Source organism: Paenibacillus sp. RC21, from assembly GCF_044907935.1.
GTDB classification, from domain to species: Bacteria; Bacillota; Bacilli; order Paenibacillales; family Paenibacillaceae; genus Paenibacillus; species Paenibacillus terrae_A.
On the sequence record NZ_JBIYCS010000009.1, the window covers coordinates 163,046 to 188,397 of the forward strand.

General features: G+C 48.2%; 23 protein-coding genes. 6 read left to right on the forward strand and 17 right to left on the reverse strand.

Annotated elements, in window-relative coordinates:
• The first annotated feature begins 106 nt into the window (after positions 1-106).
• Both ABIA61_RS23020 and ilvD read left to right on the forward strand, forming a co-directional pair.
• A complete protein-coding gene (locus tag ABIA61_RS23020; RefSeq protein WP_014282920.1) occupies positions 107-355 on the forward strand; it encodes a KGG domain-containing protein in 249 nt (82 codons plus the stop codon).
• Between the two features lie 237 nt (positions 356-592).
• The gene (ilvD, locus tag ABIA61_RS23025; RefSeq protein WP_044648168.1) at positions 593-2,281 is read left to right on the forward strand and encodes a dihydroxy-acid dehydratase; all 1,689 of its coding nucleotides are present in this window, start codon (positions 593-595) and stop codon (positions 2,279-2,281) included.
• Between the two features lie 89 nt (positions 2,282-2,370).
• Here ilvD and ABIA61_RS23030 read toward each other — a convergent pair whose 3' ends face one another.
• Positions 2,371-3,768 (reverse strand): polysaccharide deacetylase family protein, encoded by a 1,398-nt coding sequence (locus tag ABIA61_RS23030; protein ID WP_283652946.1) that lies wholly within the window; start codon positions 3,766-3,768, stop codon positions 2,371-2,373.
• Positions 3,769-4,036: 268 nt separating this feature from the next.
• On the opposite strand from ABIA61_RS23030, the gene ABIA61_RS23035 reads away from it, so the two are divergent.
• On the forward strand, positions 4,037-5,191 hold the full coding sequence (locus tag ABIA61_RS23035; RefSeq protein WP_283652947.1) for an AI-2E family transporter: 1,155 nt from the start codon (positions 4,037-4,039) through the stop codon (positions 5,189-5,191).
• On the opposite strand, the gene ABIA61_RS23040 is transcribed toward ABIA61_RS23035, so the two are convergent.
• The 11 genes from ABIA61_RS23040 to alaS form a co-directional block, all read right to left on the reverse strand.
• Positions 5,146-6,954 carry a peptidoglycan D,D-transpeptidase FtsI family protein gene (locus ABIA61_RS23040; protein ID WP_404521004.1) on the reverse strand — a complete coding sequence of 603 codons (1,809 nt, stop codon included), beginning with the start codon at positions 6,952-6,954 and terminating at the stop codon, positions 5,146-5,148. The genes ABIA61_RS23035 and ABIA61_RS23040 overlap by 46 nt on opposite strands.
• A gap of 153 nt (positions 6,955-7,107) precedes the next feature.
• Complete coding sequence (locus ABIA61_RS23045; protein WP_082067271.1) at positions 7,108-7,209, reverse strand: sporulation protein YjcZ; 102 nt, start codon at positions 7,207-7,209, stop codon at positions 7,108-7,110.
• Between the two features lie 368 nt (positions 7,210-7,577).
• A complete protein-coding gene (locus tag ABIA61_RS23050; protein ID WP_404521005.1) occupies positions 7,578-9,827 on the reverse strand; it encodes a methyl-accepting chemotaxis protein in 2,250 nt (749 codons plus the stop codon).
• A 223-nt stretch (positions 9,828-10,050) separates the two neighbouring features.
• On the reverse strand, positions 10,051-11,382 hold the full coding sequence (locus ABIA61_RS23055) for a peptidase U32 family protein (RefSeq protein ID WP_283652950.1): 1,332 nt from the start codon (positions 11,380-11,382) through the stop codon (positions 10,051-10,053).
• 32 nt (positions 11,383-11,414) lie between these two features.
• Entirely contained in the window at positions 11,415-12,344 is a 930-nt protein-coding gene (locus ABIA61_RS23060; protein ID WP_283652951.1) for a peptidase U32 family protein, read from the reverse strand.
• Positions 12,345-12,355: 11 nt separating this feature from the next.
• Entirely contained in the window at positions 12,356-13,384 is a 1,029-nt protein-coding gene (mltG, locus tag ABIA61_RS23065; protein ID WP_283656313.1) for an endolytic transglycosylase MltG, read from the reverse strand.
• A gap of 95 nt (positions 13,385-13,479) precedes the next feature.
• On the reverse strand, positions 13,480-13,785 hold the full coding sequence (locus tag ABIA61_RS23070) for a DUF1292 domain-containing protein (RefSeq protein ID WP_283652952.1): 306 nt from the start codon (positions 13,783-13,785) through the stop codon (positions 13,480-13,482).
• Positions 13,782-14,084, reverse strand: a complete 303-nt coding sequence (locus tag ABIA61_RS23075; protein ID WP_025682191.1) for a DUF1292 domain-containing protein — start codon at positions 14,082-14,084, stop codon at positions 13,782-13,784. The genes ABIA61_RS23070 and ABIA61_RS23075 overlap by 4 nt, the downstream gene beginning before the upstream one ends.
• A 13-nt stretch (positions 14,085-14,097) precedes the next feature.
• Positions 14,098-14,514: a Holliday junction resolvase RuvX gene (ruvX, locus tag ABIA61_RS23080; RefSeq protein ID WP_014282932.1), complete on the reverse strand. Its 417-nt coding sequence runs from the start codon at positions 14,512-14,514 to the stop codon at positions 14,098-14,100.
• Between the two features lie 9 nt (positions 14,515-14,523).
• Positions 14,524-14,784 carry an IreB family regulatory phosphoprotein gene (locus ABIA61_RS23085; RefSeq protein WP_007431624.1) on the reverse strand — a complete coding sequence of 87 codons (261 nt, stop codon included), beginning with the start codon at positions 14,782-14,784 and terminating at the stop codon, positions 14,524-14,526.
• A 136-nt stretch (positions 14,785-14,920) separates the two neighbouring features.
• On the reverse strand, positions 14,921-17,554 hold the full coding sequence (gene alaS / locus ABIA61_RS23090; RefSeq protein WP_283652953.1) for an alanine--tRNA ligase: 2,634 nt from the start codon (positions 17,552-17,554) through the stop codon (positions 14,921-14,923).
• A gap of 34 nt (positions 17,555-17,588) precedes the next feature.
• Here alaS and ABIA61_RS23095 point away from each other — a divergent pair, with 34 nt between their 5' ends.
• Positions 17,589-17,825, forward strand: coding sequence for a hypothetical protein (locus ABIA61_RS23095; RefSeq protein WP_354453357.1), 237 nt, complete (start codon positions 17,589-17,591; stop codon positions 17,823-17,825).
• Between the two features lie 71 nt (positions 17,826-17,896).
• On the opposite strand, the gene ABIA61_RS23100 is transcribed toward ABIA61_RS23095, so the two are convergent.
• Positions 17,897-18,964 carry an AI-2E family transporter gene (locus tag ABIA61_RS23100; RefSeq protein WP_044648689.1) on the reverse strand — a complete coding sequence of 356 codons (1,068 nt, stop codon included), beginning with the start codon at positions 18,962-18,964 and terminating at the stop codon, positions 17,897-17,899.
• 209 nt (positions 18,965-19,173) lie between these two features.
• Here ABIA61_RS23100 and ABIA61_RS23105 point away from each other — a divergent pair, with 209 nt between their 5' ends.
• A complete protein-coding gene (locus ABIA61_RS23105) occupies positions 19,174-21,147 on the forward strand; it encodes a methyl-accepting chemotaxis protein (protein ID WP_404581313.1) in 1,974 nt (657 codons plus the stop codon).
• Positions 21,148-21,362: 215 nt separating this feature from the next.
• Here the strand turns inward: ABIA61_RS23105 and ABIA61_RS23110 are convergent, their stop codons facing one another.
• The 4 genes from ABIA61_RS23110 to cymR all read right to left on the reverse strand — a co-directional run bounded on the left by ABIA61_RS23110 (position 21,363) and on the right by cymR (position 23,823).
• Positions 21,363-21,575, reverse strand: a complete 213-nt coding sequence (locus tag ABIA61_RS23110; protein WP_013311529.1) for a hypothetical protein — start codon at positions 21,573-21,575, stop codon at positions 21,363-21,365.
• Between the two features lie 10 nt (positions 21,576-21,585).
• Positions 21,586-22,107: a PRC-barrel domain-containing protein gene (locus tag ABIA61_RS23115; RefSeq protein WP_404581314.1), complete on the reverse strand. Its 522-nt coding sequence runs from the start codon at positions 22,105-22,107 to the stop codon at positions 21,586-21,588.
• Between the two features lie 133 nt (positions 22,108-22,240).
• Positions 22,241-23,392 (reverse strand): cysteine desulfurase family protein, encoded by a 1,152-nt coding sequence (locus tag ABIA61_RS23120; RefSeq protein WP_404581315.1) that lies wholly within the window; start codon positions 23,390-23,392, stop codon positions 22,241-22,243.
• 11 nt (positions 23,393-23,403) lie between these two features.
• A complete protein-coding gene (cymR, locus tag ABIA61_RS23125; RefSeq protein ID WP_014282941.1) occupies positions 23,404-23,823 on the reverse strand; it encodes a cysteine metabolism transcriptional regulator CymR in 420 nt (139 codons plus the stop codon).
• Between the two features lie 298 nt (positions 23,824-24,121).
• Here cymR and mnmA point away from each other — a divergent pair, with 298 nt between their 5' ends.
• Positions 24,122-25,249, forward strand: coding sequence for a tRNA 2-thiouridine(34) synthase MnmA (gene mnmA / locus ABIA61_RS23130; RefSeq protein WP_404581316.1), 1,128 nt, complete (start codon positions 24,122-24,124; stop codon positions 25,247-25,249).
• Positions 25,250-25,352: the final 103 nt, after the last annotated feature.

Sequence of the window (25,352 nt, forward strand, 5' to 3'; positions counted from 1 at the left end):
CCCTGATCCTCTTTACTTAGCAAGGGGCCTGTTTCATCAAGGCATGATGTGGTAAGTAAAGGATGCGCGCAACAAAAAACAACTTTTCACAAAGGAGTGATTTGTAATGGCACGTAATCAGGATCAAGGTAAAATGAGTCGCGAAGAGGCAGGTCGTATGGGTGGAGAAGCTACATCCAAGAAGCACAACAAGGAATTTTATCAGGAGATTGGTAAAAAAGGCGGGCAAGCTACCGCTAACTCCCACGATAAAGAATTTTATCAGGAAATTGGTAAACGTGGCGGCGATGCTACGGCTGAGTCCCATGACAAAGATTTCTACAGGGACATTGGACGCAAAGGCGGCAGAAATTAATGTGCAGTACCACATAAAACACCCTTCGTAACTATAAAAGCAAGCTCAAGCCCATCCCGCTTTATTGCGGAGTGGGCTTTTTCATATTTTGCCGACATCACAAAAATCCAATCGATTACTTTCTATATATGTAGAAATATGCGCACATGTATGATAGACTCTTTAGAAAACATCTGCGCTAATTCGGCGTCATTCGAACGCCATACCATTTTTTAACTTTGGGGGGAAACCAGCATCATGACAGCTAAGACGAAAATGCGTTCCGATATGATTAAAAAAGGCTTTGACCGCGCTCCTCACCGCAGCTTGCTGCGCGCAGCGGGCGTTAAAGAAGAAGATTTTGACAAACCATTTATCGCGGTGTGTAACTCGTATATCGACATCGTACCGGGCCACGTCCATTTGCAGGAATTCGGCAAAATTGTCAAGCAAGCCATTCGTGAGGCAGGCGGCGTACCTTTTGAGTTTAACACCATTGGTGTAGATGACGGCATTGCCATGGGACACATTGGTATGCGTTATTCTCTGCCAAGCCGTGAAATTATTGCCGACTCCCTGGAAACTGTCGTTTCCGCTCACTGGTTTGACGGCATGGTCTGCATTCCAAACTGTGATAAAATCACACCCGGCATGATGATGGGCGCATTGCGCGTGAACATCCCGACTATTTTCGTCAGCGGCGGCCCCATGAAAGCTGGCAAAGACAAGAACGGGCGCTCTATCTCCCTGACCTCCGTCTTCGAAGGCGTAGGTGCCTATCAGGCTGGTAAAATCGATGATCAAAGCCTGCTGGAATTAGAACAATACGGCTGTCCAACTTGTGGCTCTTGCTCAGGTATGTTCACAGCGAACTCCATGAACTGTCTCGCTGAAGCAATGGGTCTGGCTATGCCTGGTAACGGCACCATTCTCGCAGTAGCGGAAGAACGTAAAGAATTCGTTAAACAATCTGCACGTCAATTGATGGAATTGATCAAGCTGGACCTGAAACCACGTGATATCGTGACTAAAGAAGCTATTGATAACGCATTTGCGCTGGATATGGCAATGGGTGGTTCCACCAATACGGTATTGCACACATTGGCACTGGCTCATGAAGCTGAAGTAGACTACCCTATCGAACGGATCAATGAAGTGGCGAACCGCGTACCTCATTTGTCCAAATTGGCACCTGCTTCCGACTATCATATCGAGGATGTTCATAATGCAGGCGGTGTCAGCGCAGTGCTGAATGAATTGTTGAAGAAGCCAGGCGCACTGCATGGTGACTGTATTACCGTAACCGGAAAAACGATCCGTGAAAACGTAGAGGGGCAGGAAATTCTGGATACCAATGTTATCCACAAGCTGGACAACCCTTATTCCGAACGCGGCGGTTTGGCTGTATTATTCGGTAATCTGGCACCGCAAGGCTCCATCATTAAAGTCGGTGCAGTTGATCCGTCTGTTGGTGGTTATCACAAAGGCCCTGCCATCTGCTTTGATTCACAGGAAGATGCGCTGGCTGGTATTGCCAATGGTAAAATCGCAGAAGGCCACGTTGTTGTTATCCGTTATGAAGGTCCTAAGGGTGGACCGGGTATGCCTGAAATGCTCGCTCCAACTTCGCAAATCGTCGGTATGGGACTTGGTGCCAAGGTCGGCCTGATTACAGACGGACGCTTCTCAGGCGCATCCCGTGGTATCTCCATCGGTCACATTTCCCCCGAAGCAGCAGAAGGCGGCCCTATCGCTTTTGTTGAGGACGGTGATATTATCGAGCTGGATCTGAACAATCGTACGATTGAGCTGCAAATTAGTGACGAAGAATTTGAACGTCGTCGCGCAAACTGGAAAGGCTTCGAGCCGAAGGTTAAAACAGGTTATCTGGCACGTTACTCCAAGCTGGTGACCAATGCAAGCAACGGCGGTATTATGAAAATCTAATCCTTATCATGATATGTTTTAAAAACGAATAAACAAAAGCCTCCCGAACACCCTGATCACAGGGGTTGGGAGGCTTTTTTAGCGTTAATTCAACTACTTGATCTCGTATCTGCTGCTTGCGAGGCTCTAACTGCTTCCTGAATAGGATCGGTTTTGCCTTGGCCTTGATCCGTAGGGTATGAATCCCCCAGCCAGAAACGGTCAAACAGAGTATCAATCGGCATCACAATCATCTTCGGCACCATCTCGTCCCTTTTTTCATTCAACCGCTCTGGGCCGGAAGGGTGGATAACACTAAATAACAGCTTTAAATATAAGGTTGACGCTATCCTGAACAGTCCCTTGGGAAGCTCTCGTATCTGAAAACCCAGCTTCTCCGGTCCCCGATTAATCATACTCACTGCATAGATGGCCTTAATACCGTTCATTTTGGGGTCATCCGCAATTCGATAGGCGAGATCAGGAAGTTGTCGTTTTACAATCCGAATCAGTTGAATGGCCAAATGCACCATAGACTTGGCGGTTGTGCCTAACTGAAACAGCATTTTATTATCAAAATGCAGCTCAACCACGGCGTCCCCTTTTTCCAGCCACCTGCCGTTCTCCATGTTCACATTTGGCCCGTGATAGATACTACGCTTGTAATAAAAGATCGTGTCCTCCTTACGCACCGGACGTAGACGGAACAGAACGTGAAATAGCCGCTCATACAGCAACCATCCGAATACTAACGTTCTTTTAAACCAACTCGTATTGGATGTTTCGGTAGTAGCAGGTCTGCTGGCAGACTCACGACAAAATAAGGTATCGACACGTACGCTGCGCAGCTTCCGTTCTTGGGCAACCACCAACAGCTTCTCCAGCGCAATCAGCATGTTTTGCGGAGCGCCTGCGTCTGCCCCCAGTGTTGTACCGCAGTCATGGAGCAGCATCACCTCGCCACCCCTCAGCTTTTTGAGCATCCGCTCAGCCAACTGTTTTGCTCCGATGCTTGCCTTCCAATCCCCAAACATGGAGGACCATAATACGATTCGGCGACCATTCGAGTTGGAAATATCAAAGAAATTCACAATTCCCCATGGTGGGCGGTAAAAGGTCGTTCCTTCCCCGGTTACCCGGCGAATAACAGCCTCTGTCCGGGCAATTTGTCTTCTGACCGTGACGGGCCGCATAAGCCAATTCGATTTGTGCACATAATTATGAATACCGATCAAGTGACCTTCGTCATGCATGCGTTTCAAAAGCTCCGGGTGTTTTTCCGCATGTACGCCTACGACAAAAAAAGTAGCCTTGGCATCAAAACGCTTCAGCAAATCAAGCAACTGCGGCGTATACACTGGATCAGGACCATCATCGAAGGTGAGCGCATACTCTTGCTCGCTTTTGCCCCGCCGAAACACCCGAAATCCAAACATTCGACTGACCAGCGCCGGAATAAAAGCATAAAAAGTTGAAATGTAAAACATCCATAACAGTAAAGTCTGCACGTTTTATCCCCACTTTTCTATTTCTGGACTACCAAGCAGGCTTCCTGAGGAAAACTCACTTACTTTTATGTTATCACAAAGACGTAAGCGTGCCGAGATTTTGCTGCATTCTTTCTTGAGCATAACGATCAGCTACTGGGCTAACCCGTTGCTGCTTTAGGCGGTTATACTGTCGGTTTTGATTCTGTATTTTAGCACTGTGTAAGCAGCATAGAGATCCAATTTAGTGTACAATAGGTGAAAATCTTAAAGGAGTCGTTGTATACATATGCTTCCATTGTACAAAAAATATTGGCGGACCGTTTTTGATATCGGCCTGATTGTATTAACTGTGTATTTAATTATGTTCGTATCCAGTAAGCTGTATCAGCTCGCGGCCCCTGTATTCCTGTCGTTCGTTGTGTTTTGGTGCATTGAACCTGTGGCCCGTTATTTCCACCGTAAAGGTATGAAGAAGCCCTTCGCTTCCGCACTCTCTGTTTTGCTGTTTATCATCCTTTTACTCGCTATTTTTTTTGGATTAGGTCTGATTCTGGTTACGCAATTTACGAAAGTGGCGCAAAATCTCCCACAGTATACCCAGATTATCCAAACGGAATTCACACGGTATCTTCATCTTTCCCAAGATAAAATTGCCGCTTTGCCGCCGGGGATTACCGAACGTGTTAACGATTATTTTGAAACTGCGACCGCCATTGCCACCAAATGGGCACAGCTGGGGCTCTCCTTTTTCATACAGTTTCTCAGCTCCTTCACTGTCTTTATGGGCAACTTTGCAGTTGCCATTATTTTAGCTTTCTTTTTAAGTATGGAGATCAATCTCTGGAAGGGCATTGCTCGCAGTAAAACACCCAAGACGCTTAAAACCGCTTATCTTTTTCTGAAAAATCATGTACTCAAAGCGATTTCAGCCTTTCTGAAGGCACAAGCCATGCTGGTGGGAATTACCTTTGTTCTCGTATTTATAGGTTTACTCATTTTGCAGGTGGATAATGCCCTGTCGTTGGCTCTTGTGGCGGCTTTGTTCGATATTTTGCCACTGCTGGGTGTACCTGTTATTTTTATTCCGTGGGCAGTCTATTTGTTCATCACGGGCAACACCGGCCTGGCTGTAGGGCTGCTCATTGTCATGGCTGTAACGGTAATCGTCCGCCAGCTGGCAGAGCCTAAAATCACTGGTAATTCCATCGGTGTTTCATCTGCTTATCTGATGCTTTCCTTTGCCATCATCTCACTGTCGATCTTCGGATTGGCCGGGTTGATCCTGTCTCCAATCCTGATCATTTTACTGAAGGAATTATGGCAGCAAGGCTATTTGCAGCAATGGATTCGATTTCCGACAGAAGAATTCGAGGAGCCTCCCTTTATCGTCAAAATTCAGGAGGAAGAGCGTGTAGCTTCTCGTGGGACCGAGGAAAATTGAGCTAACAGGTCCATCACTTGACCAAACAGTGCTGTTGCCTGATTTGCAGAATGCTGTGGCGCATTTTGTACCAAGACGGCAACGGCATAACGAGGGTGCTTCACCGGGCCATACCCGATAAACCATTGGTGATTCACGGGTTGACCATCCTTTAGAGCCTGGGCTGTGCCCGATTTTCCAGCCAGATGCCACGACTTGCCACGCAAGGATGCACCTGTGCCGTGGGCTACGACCTTCTCCATCGCTTCGCGAAGCGTACGAGCTGTGGAAGCGTGAATCGGATGGCTTCCTTCGGGTGATAGAGAAGCGTGAGCTGGCAGATCCAGCAACGTACCTCCGTCTGCGTAGCCGACGTGCTTCACCAGCCGTGGAGCATGCACCTGACCATCATGCAGCAATGTCACGACGAGATTGGCGACTTGGAGGGGCGTGACCAGCACGTCTCGCTGGCCTATAGCTGTCTGGACACGTACACCCGGATCAGTCGCATTTGTAAGGGAGCCGAATACGGCTCCCTTTTCTTCGTGATCCAATGGACTGAACTGCGACATGCCTGCAAGATTCCGCTCCTGCCAGCCGACGGTCCGGCTCAATCCGAGCGCAGAGGCTGTGGCCTGAATTTGGGCAGGGCTAAGCCGTTCACCCAGATGAGCGAACACGATATTACAGGATACGGCGAGCCCTTCCTCCAGGTTCAGAGCGCCGTGTCCTTCTTTTTTCCAGCATGCCAAACCATACTTCCCATAGGTCCCGTGACAATGGAATTGCTCCTTCGGTTGGACTACCCCCGATTCAAGCGCAGCAGCAGCCGTAACAAGCTTAAAAATAGAGCCGGGTGTCACTGCCTTGAGCGCACGGTTAGCCCAACCTGTGGTCTGTTGTGGATCGACGCGACCAGGGTTATAAAAAGGACGAGACACCATCGCCAGCACATCGGCGTTCCCCGCATCCAGCACAACCACCGCCCCTTCTGCCAGATGATTGGTTTCCGTCAGCTTTTCAAGCTGCTGCTGTAATGGGAGATCAATGGTCGTCTGGACCTGTAGAGGATAGTGGCCATTGGACGGGGCACTGACACGTAACGGCAAATGAGCCAGCGGACGGCGCTGTGCATCCACAAATCGGGAAACGAAGGTTTCACCCACACCACTCAGGAGTGGCTCCAGCGTTCTTTCCAGCCCGGCTGCCCCGATTGGCAATTGCCCCGGTCGATCTGGTCGTTCGTACAGAAATCCAAGCCACTGCTTGCCATTGGGTACATTGTTGTAGCGTGTCGAATACGGTACAAGCTCTACCAGAGAAGGTGTGAGGCTAAGCAGTTGGTCCGCTTCATCCGGCTTGATATGCAGGGGTTGTCCATGCCCGTCTCGCCATAACAGCGGGGATTGCAGCCCCTTCCATTGAGCCAGCAGCTCCTTCTTATTTGTCCGCAGCAGCTTGGCAAGCTGTTCTCCATGCCCGGCTGTTTTACCGTCTACATCAGGAAAAAGCACTGGCGTCCATACCACGCCTCCAGTTAACGGTCGTCCGTACCGATCCGTAAATTGTCCCCGCCCCGAGTCTATTGCAATGCCCTCCTGCCGCTGGCGTACAGACATTTCCTTGAGCGAATGCCCCCCGTAAGCAGACATTTGGATACCCGCCGTCCCCTGTATCCAGGCCAGCCGCAACAGCAAAATGAGTAGCAATGTCGTAATGCCCACAGCCATATATGCAATGCGACGTTTTCGAATAAAACTGCTGCCACGCCTCGGCACATGCATCCTTCTTTCATCTTTTTTCCAGTAGTATGTCCTGTAAATGTTTTTTCCAATCTGTATGCTATATGGCATGTCGTTTTATTGAAAAGCAAAACCACCCAGCTTGAGAAGCCGAGTGGTTAGTTATTGAACATTGCCTTCACGATTATTTACGAACTAAATCCAAATTGCTTTAGTGATGATAACCAACAGAATAAAGAGTACCAAAATTGCACCAGTAGAAGTCCAACCGCCGTAACCACCTTCAAATCCACCCATGGCTCGATCCCTCCTTTGATGTGTAGTACACTTCAGCATATGTAGAAGATTACTCAAGGGCAGGGCATTCAGGCAAACAAATAAGGCTCTACCAGTACGATGCAGTAGAGCCCACAATGTTATAAGAGAAATGTTTTCAAGATGATCACTAGCAAAATAAACAGTGTCAGGATAGCGGCTATTGATGTCCACACTCCTCCGAAGCCTCTTTCCATTTCCCCCACAAGAACGCCTCCTTTGTTTTAGCGTACTGTATAGGCTATGCAAAGTATTGGCTAAGGAAAGGGCTTCTGGGTAAACAATAAATTCATATAACACAATAATCCTCAAACGTCAGCAAGCTCTACAATTTATGGATACGTATACCCTTACACTGTAAACCGTGAAAGCTGCTCCTTCAAATTGACCGATACCCCTTCCAGCTTATCAGACAATCCTACCAGCTGATTCCCGATATTCGCCTGCTCGGTGCTGAGAGAAGCGACTTCCTGCGAAGTGGCGGAGGACTGCTCGGCTACCGCACTCACATTGGTCATCGCCTCCGACAAGATCGCCTGCGATTCACTCAGCTCCTGAATGGATGAGGTAACCGTACCCAATCGAAGCGCAAATTCTCCCATTTGCTGCTGTACCGATTGGAAAATGTCCGTCGTCTCCTGTACCGCTCCCATCTGCTGTCGGAACAGTGGGTAAACCTCCGATAACGCCTGAACCGTCTCATTCATCTCGCCGACGATGTTATTAATAATTCCCGTCGCCGTGCGAATGGCTTGACGTGATTGTTCAGCCAGCTGCCGAACCTCATTGGCCACCACCATAAATCCGCGACCTGCTGTTCCGGCCCTTGCCGCTTCAATCGTTGCATTTAACGATAAAATATTCGTTTGCTTCGCAATATCTTGTAGCACGTCCAGCACCTTGAAGACATCGGAAGTCGTCTCCTTCAACTTGTCTACTTTGCTCACAAGCGCATGCGTCGTTTCTTCAGTGACCTGGGTCTTACTCAGGAGGTTTTTCAGCTGAACCGTTCCTTGTTCACTGGATTGCTCGACCTCGTGTGCAACCTTGCTCATTTCATGGTTGGAAGCTATAACCGTATCCATTTGCTGTGATATGTTTCCGGTCAGTCCGCTGCCACGTTCAGCCTCTGTCGCCAAGCTGGCGGAGCCGTGAGCAATCTCCTCCGTTGCTGCTGCAATTTCCTTGGCTGAGATGGCCGTTTTCTTTGAGGCATCACTCAGTTCCGTCGCTGTATCCAGCACCTCTTGGGCTGAAACGTTCGTCTGTTCTACCAGCAAAGTAATCTGCTCCATCATCGTATCAAAGCTTTCAGACAATTGCCCGATTTCATCCTTAGCGTTGTAGTTAGTACGAACCTGCAGATTGCCCTTGGCTCCTTCCAGCATCAGATCTTTTAAATGCGTTAAAGGGAGCGCCACAAGTCGCACCATCCACAAACCGATGAACAACGCAATCAGTGCCGCCACCGCAGCAAAAATCCAGGTCGCCGTTAAAATCCCTTCGGCATCTTTAACCAGCACAGATACAGGTACGACACCCAGGAGAATCCACTTGGAGGTGCCCAGTGTATTATGCACCGCCAGCACATTTTGCACTTTCCCATCTGCGGACTGCTCCAAAATTTGATTTCCTTCAACACCCTGGAGCTGTGAAACGTAATCCAACTTTTGTTTCCCTCCTGCCAGAGCATCAATGTTGGAGCCTATAAAAACGCCATCCTGTGTAATAAGGCTAATCATACTGCCCGCACCCAAATCAATACTCTTCAACTGATCATCCACGGCACTGGACTTCAAATCCATGACCAAGACGTAAGTCCCGCCCAAGCCCGACATGCTGTTCATGGAACGAGCCAGACGAAACGTCTTACTGCCGTTTTCATTTACCTGTGTAGGCAACCAGACAATCCCTTTATTTTTTAAAATATCCTTGAACCATGCTTCCTGTCGTACGTCCTTTTGTGTTCCTGTGCCCATAGCAGCCAGATCCGTCTGTTCAGGATACAGATAAAGCGAATCAATTTCCTTGTTTGTAAATGCAATATTCGTTAACTTCTTGTTTACTTCACCCATAGCGACAAATGAATCAAACGAATTTTTCTCCTGCTTTGCCGCCTTTTGTAGCTGATCACTTAATTCAGTATCGAAGAACACCTGTGTCGAGGTATCCTGAAAGCGTTCCAAAATGATATCCAGCTTCTCTGCGGTTTGTTGAACCGTTTGCTGGTAAGCCGTAGCCGCATTTTGCTCAATTGTATTTTTGGCTTTAAAGTATGAAATCATTCCCAGACTGATCACAAACAACATAATCGCTGTAAAAAAGATCAAAAACAGCTTCATGCCAACTGAACGGACCGGATTATAATTTTTAACCAAATGCATAAAATCCTTACTGTATTTTTCCGGCTTGAGTAAGCGCTTTAAATTGTATGCGCCTACACGAGTAGCCTTAGACAACCAGGGAGCGACCTTCGAATACCCCCCAACTGTTTTGTCTCCTTTAGCCGTTGTCGCCTTGCTGCCCTTCAACCCTTTAATTAGAGCCGTTTTCTTTGGCTGCTTCTTCGTTGTATTCCCCTCTTTTTTCCAAAAAGCCATTTCTCTCACCTACCACCCTATAATTAGTTTCCTGATCCACGTATCCGTTATGTATCTATTATCTATATCATATCTATCGGAACTATTCGACAAGGAATGTAGCTTTCCTTTCAACAACCACTAAATTTTGTGAAACTTTTTTCCTAGAAAAGTATTCAAAAAAAAGCCCCTCCAACCGATAGGAGAGGCTTTTGAATCTTTTTATCCGAGACTTAAGACTTAATTACTTCTTTTTACGCATCATGTCAAAATAAGATACAGGCTGATCTACCTTCATTTTGATCCGTTGAAGCGGGTGACGGGCAGCATCCAATTCGTTGCCTTCTTCATCCCAGATTGTTCCAACCGTTTGTTTAAAGAACGTTCCGTTCGGACCAAAAAATTCAATTTCATGTCCCGGTTTAAAATGGTTACGCTGTTGAATGGTAGCTATACCACTCGCCGCATCGTAGTCCATAACCAGTCCGGCAAAATCATAAGGCGCAGCCTTTTCTTCCGGCTCATAAATATGATCTTCGTGATCCGGTGTATCGTAGAAAAAGCCAGTGTTCAGCGGACGATTAGCCGCCTTGTTTATTTCATCAATCCATTCCGGTTTGAGCACATAATTTTCAGGATCAGCCATATACGAGTCAATCGCTTGACGATAAACATTTACAACCGTAGCCACATAGTGAATGGACTTCATACGTCCTTCTACTTTGAAGCTGTCCACACCGACATCAATCAGATCAGGGACATTATCAATCATGCACAGATCCTTAGAGCCCATAGAAAAGGCATTATCACTTTCCTCAAACAATGGAATCTGATTAACGCCAAGCTGGAACTGCTTCAGAACGTTGCTATCCTGCGCCTCTTCCTCTGATATCCACACCTCGTCTTGACGGGCATCCTCAAACAAATCGTATTTCCAGCGGCAGGACTGACAGCAGCCCCCACGATTGGAATCCCGGTCCGTAAAGTGATTAGACAGCACGCAGCGACCGGAAAATGAAGAGCACATCGCACCATGGACAAAGGCTTCGATTTCGATGTCTACATGCTTTTTAATTTCTTCAATTTCCTCCAAGCTGGTCTCACGGCCCAGTACCACACGCGGTAATCCTTCATTCTTCCAGAACTTTACCGCCTGCCAGTTCAGCGTCGATTGCTGGGTGCTCAAATGCACTTCCAGCTCCGGCACCGTACGCAATGCCACAGATACAATCGCTGGATCAGCGACAATTACAGCATGAATACCCGCCTTGTACAAATTACACAGGTATTCTTCAATTCCCGCAATATCCTCATTGTGCGCATAAATATTGGTAGCAACAATAACTTTGGCGCCATATTTTTTCGCAAACTCTACGCCTTCCCGCATTTCCTCAAAGCTGAAATTATCGGCATTGGAGCGCAGACCGTATTTTTGTCCACCAATGTACACGGCATCCGCGCCATAGTGAATAGCGAACTTCAGCTTTTCCAGATTTCCGGCAGGAGCCAGCAGCTCCGGCTTATCCAGACGATTCCGCTTGCCCGTATACTTTCTCGTTTTGGTCATCGTTCCCATGACGTTCCCCCCTCTGTGTACTCTTTTTCAAATTAATAAACCTGTTCTTTATAGAAAAATCCGAAGGACAGTTCCCGTTCAGGATCTTGAAGACGGCGAACCTCATCCAGCCAGCTTTCATCATAAGCATAAGCGTCCGGATCAGCTGTAAAAGTATCCATCGCTTTGCGATAAGCACGAACGACCGCCGCGTTATAAGCCGCAGGCTTCAACAAGCCCTCAATCTTAAAGCTATGCACGCCTGCTTCCATCAGAATATGCAGGTCCTCCATAATGCAAAAATCATCCGAACTCATAATATGCGTTCCGTTGATATCCTCATAAATCGGAAACTTCTCTTCCTGCCGCTCTGCTTCGATCAAAAACAAGCCGCGCTCTCTGCCCAGATCACCTTCCACCGTGCGTCCCTGATGCAGCATATAGCTTTGTACAAGCTTGCGCTTGGAATGATAAATATTAGTCATGCCATGCACCTGAACCTGCGCCTCCATGTTCAACTTTGGCACCATTTCCGTAATTTCGTCCATACTCAGCTCACGGGCCAAAATGACGCGCGAAGCCCCCTTCTCTCCCCAATAGTTGGCGGTTGCGAAGTTGGTGGAAATCATTTCACCGTTCCAGAACAACTTCAAATGAGGGGCATATTCCTTTACCGCCATTAATACGGCCGGATCATTAAACTCAATGGCATCTACACCGCATCCGGCAAGTGTCTGTACGTATTCGGAAAGGAACGGCAATAGCTCGTTCGTCATCAAGTTGGTCATGGATACATATACCTGGGCCGTATGCTTTCGAGCTTCTTCCACAACCTCACGGATTTGGTCCGGTGTAAAATGTCCCGGTAATCGCATCCCAAAGCGGTCATCTCCAATAAGCAATGCGCTCGCTCCAGCCTCCAGCATTTGACGGGCATCCTCCGGAGAACTGGCAGTTACCAATAGTTCGGGTTTGTAAGCCATAGGCTCACCTCCTAATTTGTCTTACGGTTGCTTACCTGAATATTATGCAAATGTTCTTTATATGTCTTGGCAAACAAATGTCTGTGCGTTCCGTCTTTTTTGGTCACATAAAATAAATAATCCGTAGCATCCGGCTGCAAAGCTGCCACCACTGATTTCAGGCTGGGGCTTGCAATCGGCCCCGGTGGAAGTCCCTGATGCAAATACGTATTATATGGGCTTTCTACAGCCAAATCCTTGTAGTACAGCCGTTCCTTTTGCTTGTCCAGCATATATTGAACGGTAGCGTCAATTTCCAGCTTCTTATCCTGCTTGAGCCGGTTATAAATAACGCCAGCAACGACAGGCCGTTCATTATCTACAACGACCTCGCGCTCCACCAGAGAAGCAACGGTCAGCAGTTGATGCCGCGTTTCCCCCCGCTGTTTCAGCTTGGCGTCCACATCAGGAACGGTCTCCAGACGTTTTTGCGTCTGTTCCAGCATCGCCTGTATAATATCTTTGGTCGTACTGCCCTTTTTCAGCTCATAGGTTTCCGGGAAAAGATAGCCTTCCAGCGCATAGCGAAGCCCCGCCTGCTTTGGAATGTCACGCACCAGTGCGACGTCAAAAGCGGACGGATCGTTGGCCAGCTGCAAAAATTGCTTCTGGTCCGCCAGTCCTTCCTTTTGCAGCTTATCAGCCATCTGTCTGATCGTAAATCCTTCCGGTATCGTAAAACGGATCATTTCCTCTTTCACAACGTCCCCTGCCGAGAGCTTGGCAATCAGCTGATCGAAGGTAGCACCGGGCTGAACCTCATATTTTCCGGCCTGAAATGCGCTTCCTTGCTGTTTGAATTTAAGGTAAGCCTTAAACACGAGCGCATTACGTATGAGTCCCTTTTGCTCCAGTGTATCAGCTATAGCGGACGTGCCCGTTCCCTTCACTATTGTAAATACAACCGGCTGCGTTTTCGCCTGAACAGGCTGCATGGCATTCCAAATATAGAGAGTTGCTCCGCCTGCTATGATCACAATCAATAGAAGCAACGTAACCAACGTCATCCTTCGCTTCACTTCCACCCAACTCCTTCACAGCCAAAAAGGGCGGACTGGTCCGCCCTTTCAGGTTTGATCTCCTCGTTATCCAGACCTTACAGCTCTTCCGGCAGTGTGCATTCATCATACAGCTCGGAAATATCTTCCCACTCATCGTCATCCTCAATCGTGGTGATGGAAATATCGCCTTCCGGGGATGGGCTCACATGATACAGCTCATGCTCGCCTTCAGCAGTTCCGGGCTTGCGCAATACGGCGTACCGTTGCTCTCCTACCTTGAACTCTGCTTCCAGTTCCATGCGTATTGCACGGCCCTGTTCATCCTGTAGCTCTACATCGCCGCCGAACGCTTCCTTCAAATCAGAGGTCCAGCTCAGGTCTTCACGTGAATAGTTCGTCATTTCCCGTCTTCCTCGTCCTCTTCTTCCACAAATGTATTAAAGGTCTCTTCAACGATTTCCCATTCGGCATCGTCTTGGATCACAAACAATTTAATATCATCGCCTTCTTCCTCGTAACGGAAGGCGTACACATCGGACTCGTCGGCTTCAGGGTCCACTGGCGCAACCATCATGTACTTCGCTTCGGAACCGTCTACCTCAAACTTCATAATGACCTCGAACTCTTCCTCGTTGCCCTCGTCATCGGCAATGTAAATAATTTCCGGCTCTTCTTCCATACCCACTTGATTTTCAGCCATTACGAAATCCCCCTCACCTTGTACTGTGTGCGTCCAAATAGTTTTGCAAGATCAGGCTTGCGGCCAGTTTGTCTACCACCTGCTTGCGTTTTTTTCGGCTGACGTCGGCCTCCAGGAGCGTGCGCTCTGCCGAACGCGTCGTCAGCCGTTCATCCCAAAGGTGAACGGGTAAACCCAGTAACTCCTTGAGTCGGTTTGCAAACTCAATGCAAATCTCACCGCGTGGACCCACGGTACCGTTCATGTTTTTCGGCAAGCCTACTACAACCTCGCCGACCTCATTGTCACGTACCAGATTTGCAATTTTACCGAACTCGCTGTCGTCACCGCGTCGTTCTATGACTTCCAATCCTTGGGCGGTCCAGCCGAAGGCATCACTTACGGCGACCCCGATTCGGCGGTCCCCGTAATCCAATCCCATTACTTTCATGCCTGTCTCCTAACGGTGCTTGGCCAGATAGAAACGAACCAGCTCTTCAATCAGTTCATCGCGTTCTTTTTTGCGTACCAGGCTTCTGGCATTATTATGCCGTGGCACATAAGCCGGATCACCTGACAACAAATACCCGACAATTTGATTGATCGGATTGTATTCTTTTTCCACCAAAGCATCATATACGGTCAACAAAATCTCCTGAGCAGAAGCTTCCTTCTCATCCGCCTTGACATTAAATTTGACCGTTTTGTCCATGGAATCCACTGTTGACACCTCGCTTCCACAAAACATGTGTACATGTTTATGCCAGCTTATTCTTATACATCATACCATAAGCAGAGCCCTTCAAGGAAATGTCTAAGTCCGGTTTTTTCCAAAATTCCGCAAAAATTATCGAACTTTATCCTTGAGTAGCCGCCACTACCAATTCACGGGCACGCACGAGCGCTTCGTCCAGCTTGCTGGCATCCTTGCCTCCGGCTTGCGCCATATCCGGACGTCCGCCGCCTCCGCCGCCGCATACTGCAGCAATTTCCTTCACAAGCTTGCCTGCATGAAGCCCAGCCTTGGTATGCTCTGCCGGTACAGCTACGACAAAATTGACTTTGTCATCCATTGCAGCCCCAAGTACCAGCACAGCAGCTGGAAGCTTGCCTTTCAGCTCATCAGCAATCGCACGCAGCGCATCCATACTGGAAGCCTGTACACGTGCAGCCAACAGCTGTACTCCGCCAGCTTGCACGACCTGATCGGTCAATTGGCCCGCTTCAATAACACTCAGCTTGCTTTGCAGCGATTCATTTTCACGACTGAGGTCCTTAATTTGCTGTTGCAAGGATTCGATGCGTTTTGGCACCTCGGACAGCTTGGATTTCACCAGACCTGCCGATACTTTTAGCAGTTCCAACTGGCCTTCCATATATTCAAAGCCAAAGCGTCCAGTCACCGCTTCAATCCGGCGAACACCCGATCCGATGCCGCTCTCGCTGACAAGCTTGAACAGTCCGATTTGTGAGGTGTTGCTCACATGACAGCCGCCGCACAGCTCAATGCTGTAATCGCCTACCTTGACGACACGTACGATATCTCCATATTTTTCACCGAACAGCGCCATCGCTCCGAGAGCCTTGGCTTCATCAATCGGTTTCAGTTCAATATTTACATCCAGCTGGCTCCAAATAGCGCGATTTACACGCAACTCAATATCCGCCAGTTCTTCCGGCGTTATGCTTCCAAAATGGGAGAAGTCAAAACGCAGACGCCCAGGCTCCACCAGTGAACCTGCCTGATTGACATGGTCGCCCAGCACTTCCTTAAGCGCTTTGTGAAGCAAATGCGTAGCCGTATGATTTTTTTCGATTTCACCACGGGATGCTTGTTCCACTTCCGCTTTCACCGTATCGCCAACGTTCAGCTCACCGGCTTCCACGACGACCTGATGTACATGCTGGCCTTGAGGCGCCTTGAACAGTCCTTCGACCTTCGCCGTTACCGTACCTCCGCGCAGCAAGCCATGGTCACTTACCTGTCCGCCGCTTTCAGCATAAAAAGGAGTCACGTCCAGCACAACCTGACAAGTCTGTCCTTCACTAACACTATCCACTAGCACATCTTCATATACAATAGCCACAATTTTGGATTCGGTTACGAGGTCATTATATCCAACAAAATCGCTTTTAACCGCCAAGTCAGACAGGGGTCCACCCTGAATCTTCATGCTGGCATTGTCCTGATGAGCGTCACGCGCACGTTGCCGTTGCTCCTGCATCGCTTCATCAAAACCCTCACGGTCTACTTTCAAACCCTGCTCATCCGCATAATCCTCTGTGAGGTCAAATGGGAAGCCGTACGTGTCATACAGTTTGAAGGCGTCTGCTCCACTGATGACATTGCGACCTTCCGCTTTCGCCTGAGCACTGATATCAGCCAAAATAGCCAATCCGTCTGTCAGTGTCTCGTGGAAGCGTTCCTCTTCTGTTTTGATCACCTTGATGATGAAATCACGCTTGTCCACCACCTCAGGGTAGTACACGCCCATGACATCCCCCACCGTTTCCACCAGTTCAAACATAAATGGACGGTTCATACCCAGCATTTTTCCGTAACGCACAGCACGGCGCAGCAAACGACGGATAACATAACCACGGCCTTCGTTGGAAGGCAGTACACCGTCACCAATCGCAAAAGCTACGGTGCGGACATGGTCAGCAATCACTTTGAGAGCCACATCGCTGTCCACATTTTCGTTATATTTGACTCCTGCCATAGCGGCTGTTTTCTGAATAATAGGTTGGAAAATATCCGTATCGAAGTTGGAATCCACATTTTGCAAAATGGATGCAAAACGCTCCAATCCCGCGCCTGTATCAATATTCTTGTTCGGAAGCGGCGTATAGCTACCATCCTTGTTATGGTTGAATTGTGAGAATACGAGGTTCCATACTTCCAGATAACGCTCGTTTTCCCCGCCCGGATACATTTCAGGGTCCGTCATGTCGCTGCCATAAGCTTCGCCGCGATCATAAAAAATTTCCGTACAAGGTCCGCAAGGGCCTTCGCCGATATCCCAGAAGTTATCTTCCAGTTTGATAATACGTTCAGCAGGAAGCCCTACCTTTTCGTTCCACAGCTTGTACGCCTCTTCATCCTCAGGATACACGGTTACAGCCAGACGCTCCGGGTCAAAGCCGATCCACTTCGGATCAGTCAGAAACTCCCACGCCCATACAATAACTTCTTCCTTAAAATAGTCGCCAATCGAAAAATTACCGAGCATTTCGAAAAAAGTGTGGTGCCGGCGCGTTTTGCCGACATTTTCAATGTCATTCGTGCGAATACATTTTTGCGAATTGGCGATACGCGGATTCTCAGGCTTCACACGTCCATCAAAATAAGGCTTAAGCGGTGCCATCCCTGCATTAATCCACAGCAGGGAAGGATCTTTATGCGGAACAAGCGGTGCGCTTGGTTCAATCACATGTCCCTTGCTTTCAAAAAACTCCAGCCATTTGGAGCGGATTTCACTAGCTTTCATATAAGTAGCCTCCTAATTATGGTGTCACTTGTACTTGGCACAGGCCATAAAAAACAGAAAAACGCCCCTGAACGGATCAGGGACGATTGTATCGCGGTACCACCCTGGTTATCGTCGTCCCCTCTGTACGAAATGCTACATGCGCAAGCTGCGCACCCAACATCTGATTAACGGACGAGCGATCGCCTTGTTTTCACTGGTAACGGGAGCATCCCGGCGGGTTCAGCCCGCACTCCGAAATGAGCTTTCCCTACTGGATAAACACATTTAAACATACTCAATTCAGTATATCCGTGTCATTTAGCCGTGTCAACGCGATTTCAGACGGGGATATGAACGAAATCAGATCGTTTTGCGCTTCACGTAATAAGCAAAAAAATGCTGAAGCGCCACCTTCAAGACCGCCATCACCGGAACCGCTAAAATTAACCCGGTTATTCCCGCTATTTCCCCGCCCACCAGCAGTGCGAAAATGATGGCAATCGGATGCAAATGCAAGGTTCGTCCAACCACCTGGGGAGAAATGACGTTACTTTCCAACACTTGAATACAGGTGTTGACGACTACGACCAGCAATACCATTTTAAAAGAAACCGTAGAAGCCATTACGACCGCCGGAGCAGCCCCCAAAAACGGGCCTAAATACGGCACGATATTGAATACAGCCACCACTCCTGCCAGCAGCAGCGCATAAGGCATCCCAATCAGCATATATCCGATATAGGCCATCACCCCGATAATGACGCACACCAGCAGTTGTCCGCGCACATAGTTACCGAGCGCCTGATCAATTTCCTTGAGCACCGTTACAATAGCCTTGCGGCGGGATCGCGGGAGATAAGACACAATAGCCCGTTCAAACACATCGAAATCCTTTAAAATATAAAAAATGAGAAACGGCACAATGAACACATTGAACAACATATTGATCATCCCGCCGATGTTGTCCATAAAAGCAGCAATCCCTGTAGCCATCCGATTTTCGAGTTGAAAAAACCACTGATTCATACCTGAGCGTACCCCTTGGGGTAAAATACTTCCATCCATATTCGTCATTAATCCCTGTGCATGCATGGTCAGCTCAGGCAGATGCTCATTCAGTTCATCCAGTTGATCAATAAACATCGGAATCAGGTGCATCAGAATAACGACGAGGCTGCCCAAAAATACAGCATAAATGAGCAGGACGGCTACGCTTCGAGGTACCTTGCGTCCGCCCAGCATATTGACCACAGGATTAAGCACATAGGAAATAATCATCGCCACCGCAAATGGCGCAATAATTGTTTTTAGAAAATCATACAGATGCAAAAACAAAGGCCGAAGCAGCCAGATAAAATATAGAATGACAAGTCCCAGCAGTGTCCATATTCCGTATCGGAACAGCCTGCTTTTCGTTAATTGCTCCATATCGTGCCCCCTTACCGGACTAGCCTCTTCTAAGTATATGCCTGTACCTTTACTTTAATCCTTCCCATAACTGTAGAGGCGCCTTAAATAATGATTATGAAGAAAGAATGAAAACAATTGAAAATGATTAACAAAGTCATTCTATCTGACGATATAAGTACAAAGAACTATTTGAGCTTTCACATTTCTGAATCATCGGGGGTCGTTACATGAACTTAAAAATGAAGCTTATTCTCCTTTTCACCTGTATTGTTATCGTTGCAGCTGGGCCTTTGTCCGTCATTAGCATGACAAGCATTAAAAATCAGGCCAACCGTGACATACAAGAGCTTATGAACAGTAAAGCCACCGAAACCGTCAATCAGCTCGACGGATGGACAAGCGGCAATGCCAAAATTATCGAGACATTAGCTGCAGGTCTGGAATCCGGCAATATTCCACCAGATGCCAAAATAGCTTCTCTAAAGGCGGCCTTTCAAAACTATAAGGATCAAAGTATCGCTAACATTTATGCAGGATTTGAGGATGGAACCTACTGGGATGGCTCCGGCTGGTCTGATGCGGGCTACGATCCTCGCACACGTCCGTGGTACAAGGATGCCAAAACCAAGGGGGAATTGTATTATTCCTCACCGTACATTGATGCAGGAAGCCAGGACTTCACCATTTCCATTGCAAAGCCTCTCAAGGACTCCAATGGCTCTATCACTGGGGTGATCAGTGAAGATATTATGTTAAACGACATGACAAAAATCATTAAGAACATAAACCTGAACGGATTAGGCTACGCATTTCTGATTGACCAGAATGGAGTTGTCGTCGCGCATCCGGACAGCAAGCTGGCTGGTAAAAATCTCAAGGATACGCCCGAGTTGGGTTCATCAACGGACACTCTGCTCAGTGCCCCTTCGGGAAAATCCGACTACAACTACAATGGTAGTGATCGCCAGCTTTATTTTAAGAAAATGCCCAGCACAGGCTGGATTGTAGGCTTGTCTATCTCAAAAGATATTGCTTTTCAGGAGTACTACTCCACTCGTAACCAACTGTTGATTACTGTAGCTATTATTTTCGTTGTTGCCATGCTTTTGGCGGTCTGGGCGGCGAACAGCTTTATCAAGCCGATTCGGAGGCTTCAAGCGAACGTCAAGCGGATTGCTGAAGGGGATATGACAGCACGTGTGGATATTAAGGGCAAAGATGAAATTGCCAGCTTGGGTACGGATTTTAATATCATGTCGGATAATCTTTCTCACTTACTGCGCAAAGTGGCAGATACGGCTGGCGAGGTCAGCTCAGCTTCTCATGACATGCACCAGCACGCCAAGGATACCGGGACCATTGCATCACAAATCTCCAGTGCCGTTCAGGAGCTTGCCCAAGGAGCAAGTGATCAGGCCGAGGCTGTATATTCCGGCTCTGAAAAGCTATCGCATATGACGGGCTCCATCGACCAAATCGGCCAAAGTGTCAAGCGAACCCAAACCGCCGTGCTGGAAACAGACTCTGCCGTGCTGGCTGGGTACGAAACAGCGGAGCGTCAAGCGAAGCTTGCAGCCGAGTCCAGACAAACAACAACCGCTGTAGGTGAAGCTGTAGACTCGCTCACGTTGAAAACACAGGATATTGAACGGCTGGCTGGGGCCATTCATAATATCGCAGCCCAAACCAATCTGCTGGCGCTAAATGCTTCCATTGAAGCAGCTCGTGCCGGGGAACACGGACGCGGCTTTGCCGTCGTTGCCGGGGAAGTACGCAAGCTGGCTGAACAAGCAGGAAGCTCCAGTGACAGCATTATGCACAAGCTGGAGGAAATCAAGGTTGCGGGACTGCGGAGCGCAGAGGAAATGAAGAAGGCTCTCGCTGTAACAGTAGAACAGGAGCATGCGGCTACCGCTACGAGACAGGCGTTCGAGTCCATACGGGGAGCTTCTCAGCATATGCTTACCCAGATTGAGGACGTATCCGCTGCGGCTGACCATCTCCGTACAAACGCTGGACATATTTCCGATGTCATTTCCAGCGTGGTCGCCGTTTCTGAGCAAAGCGCAGCTTCCACCGAGGAAGTGGCTTCCTCCGTGCAGGAGCAAGGGCATTCCATGAACAATATTGCCCAGCTTTCCGCCAAACTTGACTCGCACGCAGACCTGCTGCTGGAAGAGGTTAAACGCTTTAAGCTGTAAAACACTTCTGCCCAAAAAAACAGATAAACAGCATGCTATACATCCAGACAGGAATCTACATGAAAAAGAGGGTGACCCCCAGGCTATTACAGCCATCGGGAGTCACCCTCTTCGTTATTCATCAAGCATGGTCCAAACTATGATCCGTTCATCTGCTGAACAGTATAGTCACATCTCATATAGATGGACAGCCTGTCCCCGCTTCAGTTTTAAACTTAGGAAGAAGCGTGGATCTGGGGCAGATCCTGTTGTGCCATTTCATCTCCAAAGAACAGGTCGTCCAGCGAACTGAGCGTTCCATCCTCTTCCACTTGGTAGACGGACATTTTTTCACCATTCACTTGAAGTTCGATGAAGCATCCCCAGCAATAAAATTGATGGGAGCCGATTTTGCCGATATCTTTGGAATTACAATTCGGACATCTCAATAAACTCACCCTATCCATTAACAGAATATATGGCTTTTTCCAAACGCTGCTCGCTTAACGGGGGCACCATAACGGCATTCTCCCCGATGGACATTTCTTCGGTGCAGGGCAGCCATTTCCGCCCTTCTATAATATCCGATACAAAACCATCGCTGATTTCCAAGCCTATTATGTTATTGCCCATTCCCTGGTCAAAATAAACATCCGAAATGTGTCCGAGCATAAGTCCTTCCTCTGTAAGCACGGATAAATCCTTCAATTTACCGGGTCCAAGCAAATACGTAAGTTGAATATCGTTGGCTTCCGTTTTACGGACAGCTTGCTGATTGCGAATCATAATCGCATCTTCGCCATAAGCAACGATGTCATCCCAAGCCACCATTTTCACTTGAGATGAAAAAAGGCCTTTGCCCTCCAACTCGATCCCTGTAATTTTCCAATCAGCCGTCACCATAAAATCTTGTAGTTTACCGATCTGCTTCCCGTCCTCTACGTCGAAAACGGCAAGTCCGATCATATCCTGAAGCTTCATAATAGGGTACCTCCTCATTCTGCAATCCGAACGGAGGTGCGGTCCTTTCCTTCATGCGTGTCAGACCTTGGTTCCGTTCATGCCATGAAATGGAAAACCGCCCCTCCCTTCTTATTAAAGTGCGGAGAAATCCCTAGTACCTAGTACGTAGCCGCTTCCATATGGTTTCAATTTTCTTGGCCGTGTATTCCATTTCCTCCGTAGTATTACCCAAACCGAAGCTAAAGCGAATCGCTGAATTCAAAACATCTTCAGGAAGATCCATCGCCTGCAACACATGCGACAATTCCAAAGACCCGGAAGTACAAGCTGAACCGCTGGCCGCTGCAATTCCTTCCATATCCAGATTCATCAGCATGGTCTCCGTACCGATATCCGGGAAGCTTAGATTCAGAACATTCGGTAAAGAATGCTCAGGATCGCCGTTGATCACAAAAGCGTCTTTGCCCAAAGTGTCTTCCAGCGCTTTCAGCAGAGTTTGACGAAGAGTCATATCGTGCGCCCAGCGTTCCTCTATAGAGGTGTTGGCAAGAGTTGCTGCTTTAGCCAAACCTGCAATCCCGGCAACGTTTTCCGTACCAGCACGGCGTTTCTTCTCCTGAAGTCCCCCGTGCATCAAAGGTTGGATACGTGTACCCTGACGGATATACAAAGCTCCAACGCCTTGCGGGCCGTTAATCTTATGACCGGATACGCTAAACAAATCAACCGGAAGGCTCTGGCAGTTTATCTGTATATGACCGTAAGCTTGAACCGCATCTACATGGAATACAATGCCATGTTCTCCCGCAATCTGTCCCACTTCATGGATCGGCTGAATTACGCCTACCTCATTGTTGGCATACATCATGCTGATCAAAAAAGTATTCGGCCGGATCGCAGCCTCTATATCGGCTGGATTGACGCGCCCAAAGCTGTTGACTGGCACATAGGTCACTTCATATCCCGCTTTTTTGAGTTCAGCGCAAGCATGAAGCACCGCATGATGCTCAATGGTTGTCGTAATGATATGGCCGGAAGTGCGGCCATCTGCCGTAGCCGTCCCGAACAGGGCCAGATTATCGCTTTCTGTCCCTCCGCTTGTAAATATGATTTCTTCGGGCTTGCAGCCCAAAGAGGCCGCAACGGCATCCCGTGCAGCGCTGACGGTGCGCTTGGCATCCCGGCCAAAGGCATGAACGCTTGAAGCGTTACCGAATTGGCCGGTCATGATGTCCATCATAGTCTGCGCAACCTCAGGATGCATAGGAGTCGATGCGGCATGATCCAGATAAATTCTGTTCATGTCGATTCACCTCAAATGTAAAACATGTAGTTATCCAATTCATCATGTTCCTGGTATGTGATCAAGTCCTTGAGCGTAGTGGAATCCAGTACTTCTGCAATACTGTCACGAATCCGTAGCCATAGCTGACGCTTCGCCGGATCATCCTCTTCAGTGAAATCTACTGGAGAAATCGGACCCTCCAATACACGAATAATGTCTCCTGCCGTTACCCCTGCCGGTTCACCCGCCAGAATATAACCGCCGTAAGCACCACGGATACTTTTTACCAAACCTGCATTGCGCAAAGGCGCAATAAGCTGCTCCAGATAATGCTCGGAGAGCTGATTTTTCTCGGCTATACTTTTCAAAGACGTCGGGCCTTCGCCAAACCTGGCTGCAAGTTCCATCATAATCGTCAGGCCGTAGCGGCCTTTTGTTGATATTTTCAATTGTGCCACCTCACTTATAGTAACAATTCCGTTAAACACGCGGAATAACTGGTGTTATAAACCTCTCTATTCCGATCTTAACCCTCAGCTTATGTTAACATATTAGGGCAGGTAAAGGGAAATATTACGGTAACAATCTTAAAAAAAGTTGTTTTCGGGCCATTTGAAACGGCTTTGGCCCATTTTATAGAACTTTCTCCCATCGTTCTCTGTGTCGTTGGATCGTCCATCCATCGTAACTTATTATCGTTTATGTTATAATAGGAGGGTTCTACAACAATATTGAGAGAATTGGGTGATGACCATGGCTAAAGCCAATCATGAAACCCGTGTCGTCGTCGGCATGTCCGGGGGCGTCGACTCATCCGTTACCGCGCTGCTACTGAAGGAGCAGGGCTATGACGTAATCGGCATCTTCATGAAAAACTGGGATGACACGGATGAATTTGGCCGTTGTACGGCTGAGGAGGATGCGGAGGATGTACGCCGTGTCTGTGAGCAGATCGACATTCCTTACTATACCGTCAATTTTGAAAAAGAATACTTCGATAAGGTATTCTCGTATTTTCTTGATGAATATAAGGCTGGACGTACTCCAAACCCGGATGTCATGTGCAACCGTGAAATTAAATTCGGCGAATTTCTCAATAAAGCGCTGGATTTGGGCGCGGATTATGTCGCTACAGGACATTACGCTCGGGTTGTGGAAGAAGACGGCCGTTTCACCTTGCTGCGGGGCGTGGACAGCAACAAGGATCAGACCTACTTCCTAAATGCATTGAGCCAAAAACAATTGTCTCGGACTATGTTCCCCATTGGTCATTTGCCGAAACCGGAGGTCCGCAAAATTGCGGAAGCCGCAGGATTGTATACGGCCAAGAAGAAGGACAGCACTGGCGTATGCTTCATCGGCGAGCGTAATTTCAAGGAGTTTTTGAGCGGGTATCTGCCTGCTAAAGGCGGAGACATGGTGGATATCGCTACAGGTGAAGTCAAAGGACGCCATGATGGTCTGATGTACTATACACTCGGCCAACGGCAAGGCTTGGGCATAGGCGGCTCCGGTTCAGGCGAACCGTGGTTCGTAGCCGACAAGGATCTGGAGCGGAACATTTTGTATGTGGTACAGGGCGACCGTCACCACAGCTTGTATTCCACCAGTCTAATTGCAACCGACGTGAACTGGATTGAAGGCGCGGATACGCGTCCGTCCGGCGAATTCCGTTGCGCAGCCAAGTTCCGTTATCGCCAGCCTGACCAGCAAGTGACTTTACAATGGCTTGAGGATGGAACCGTACACGTCGCATTCGACGTACATCAAAAAGCCATTACCCCTGGACAAGCCGTCGTATTTTACGATGGTGAACGGTGTCTGGGCGGCGGAACCATTGACAAGGTTGAAAAGCTCCAGCCTGAAACGGTTTAAAGTAATCCCCGTTTGATGTTGGCATAAATGCTTAAACAGGAGGCGTCTCTTCTATCTATGGGGGGGACGCTTTTTTTATGAAAAGATGCTCTTTTCTCCATTT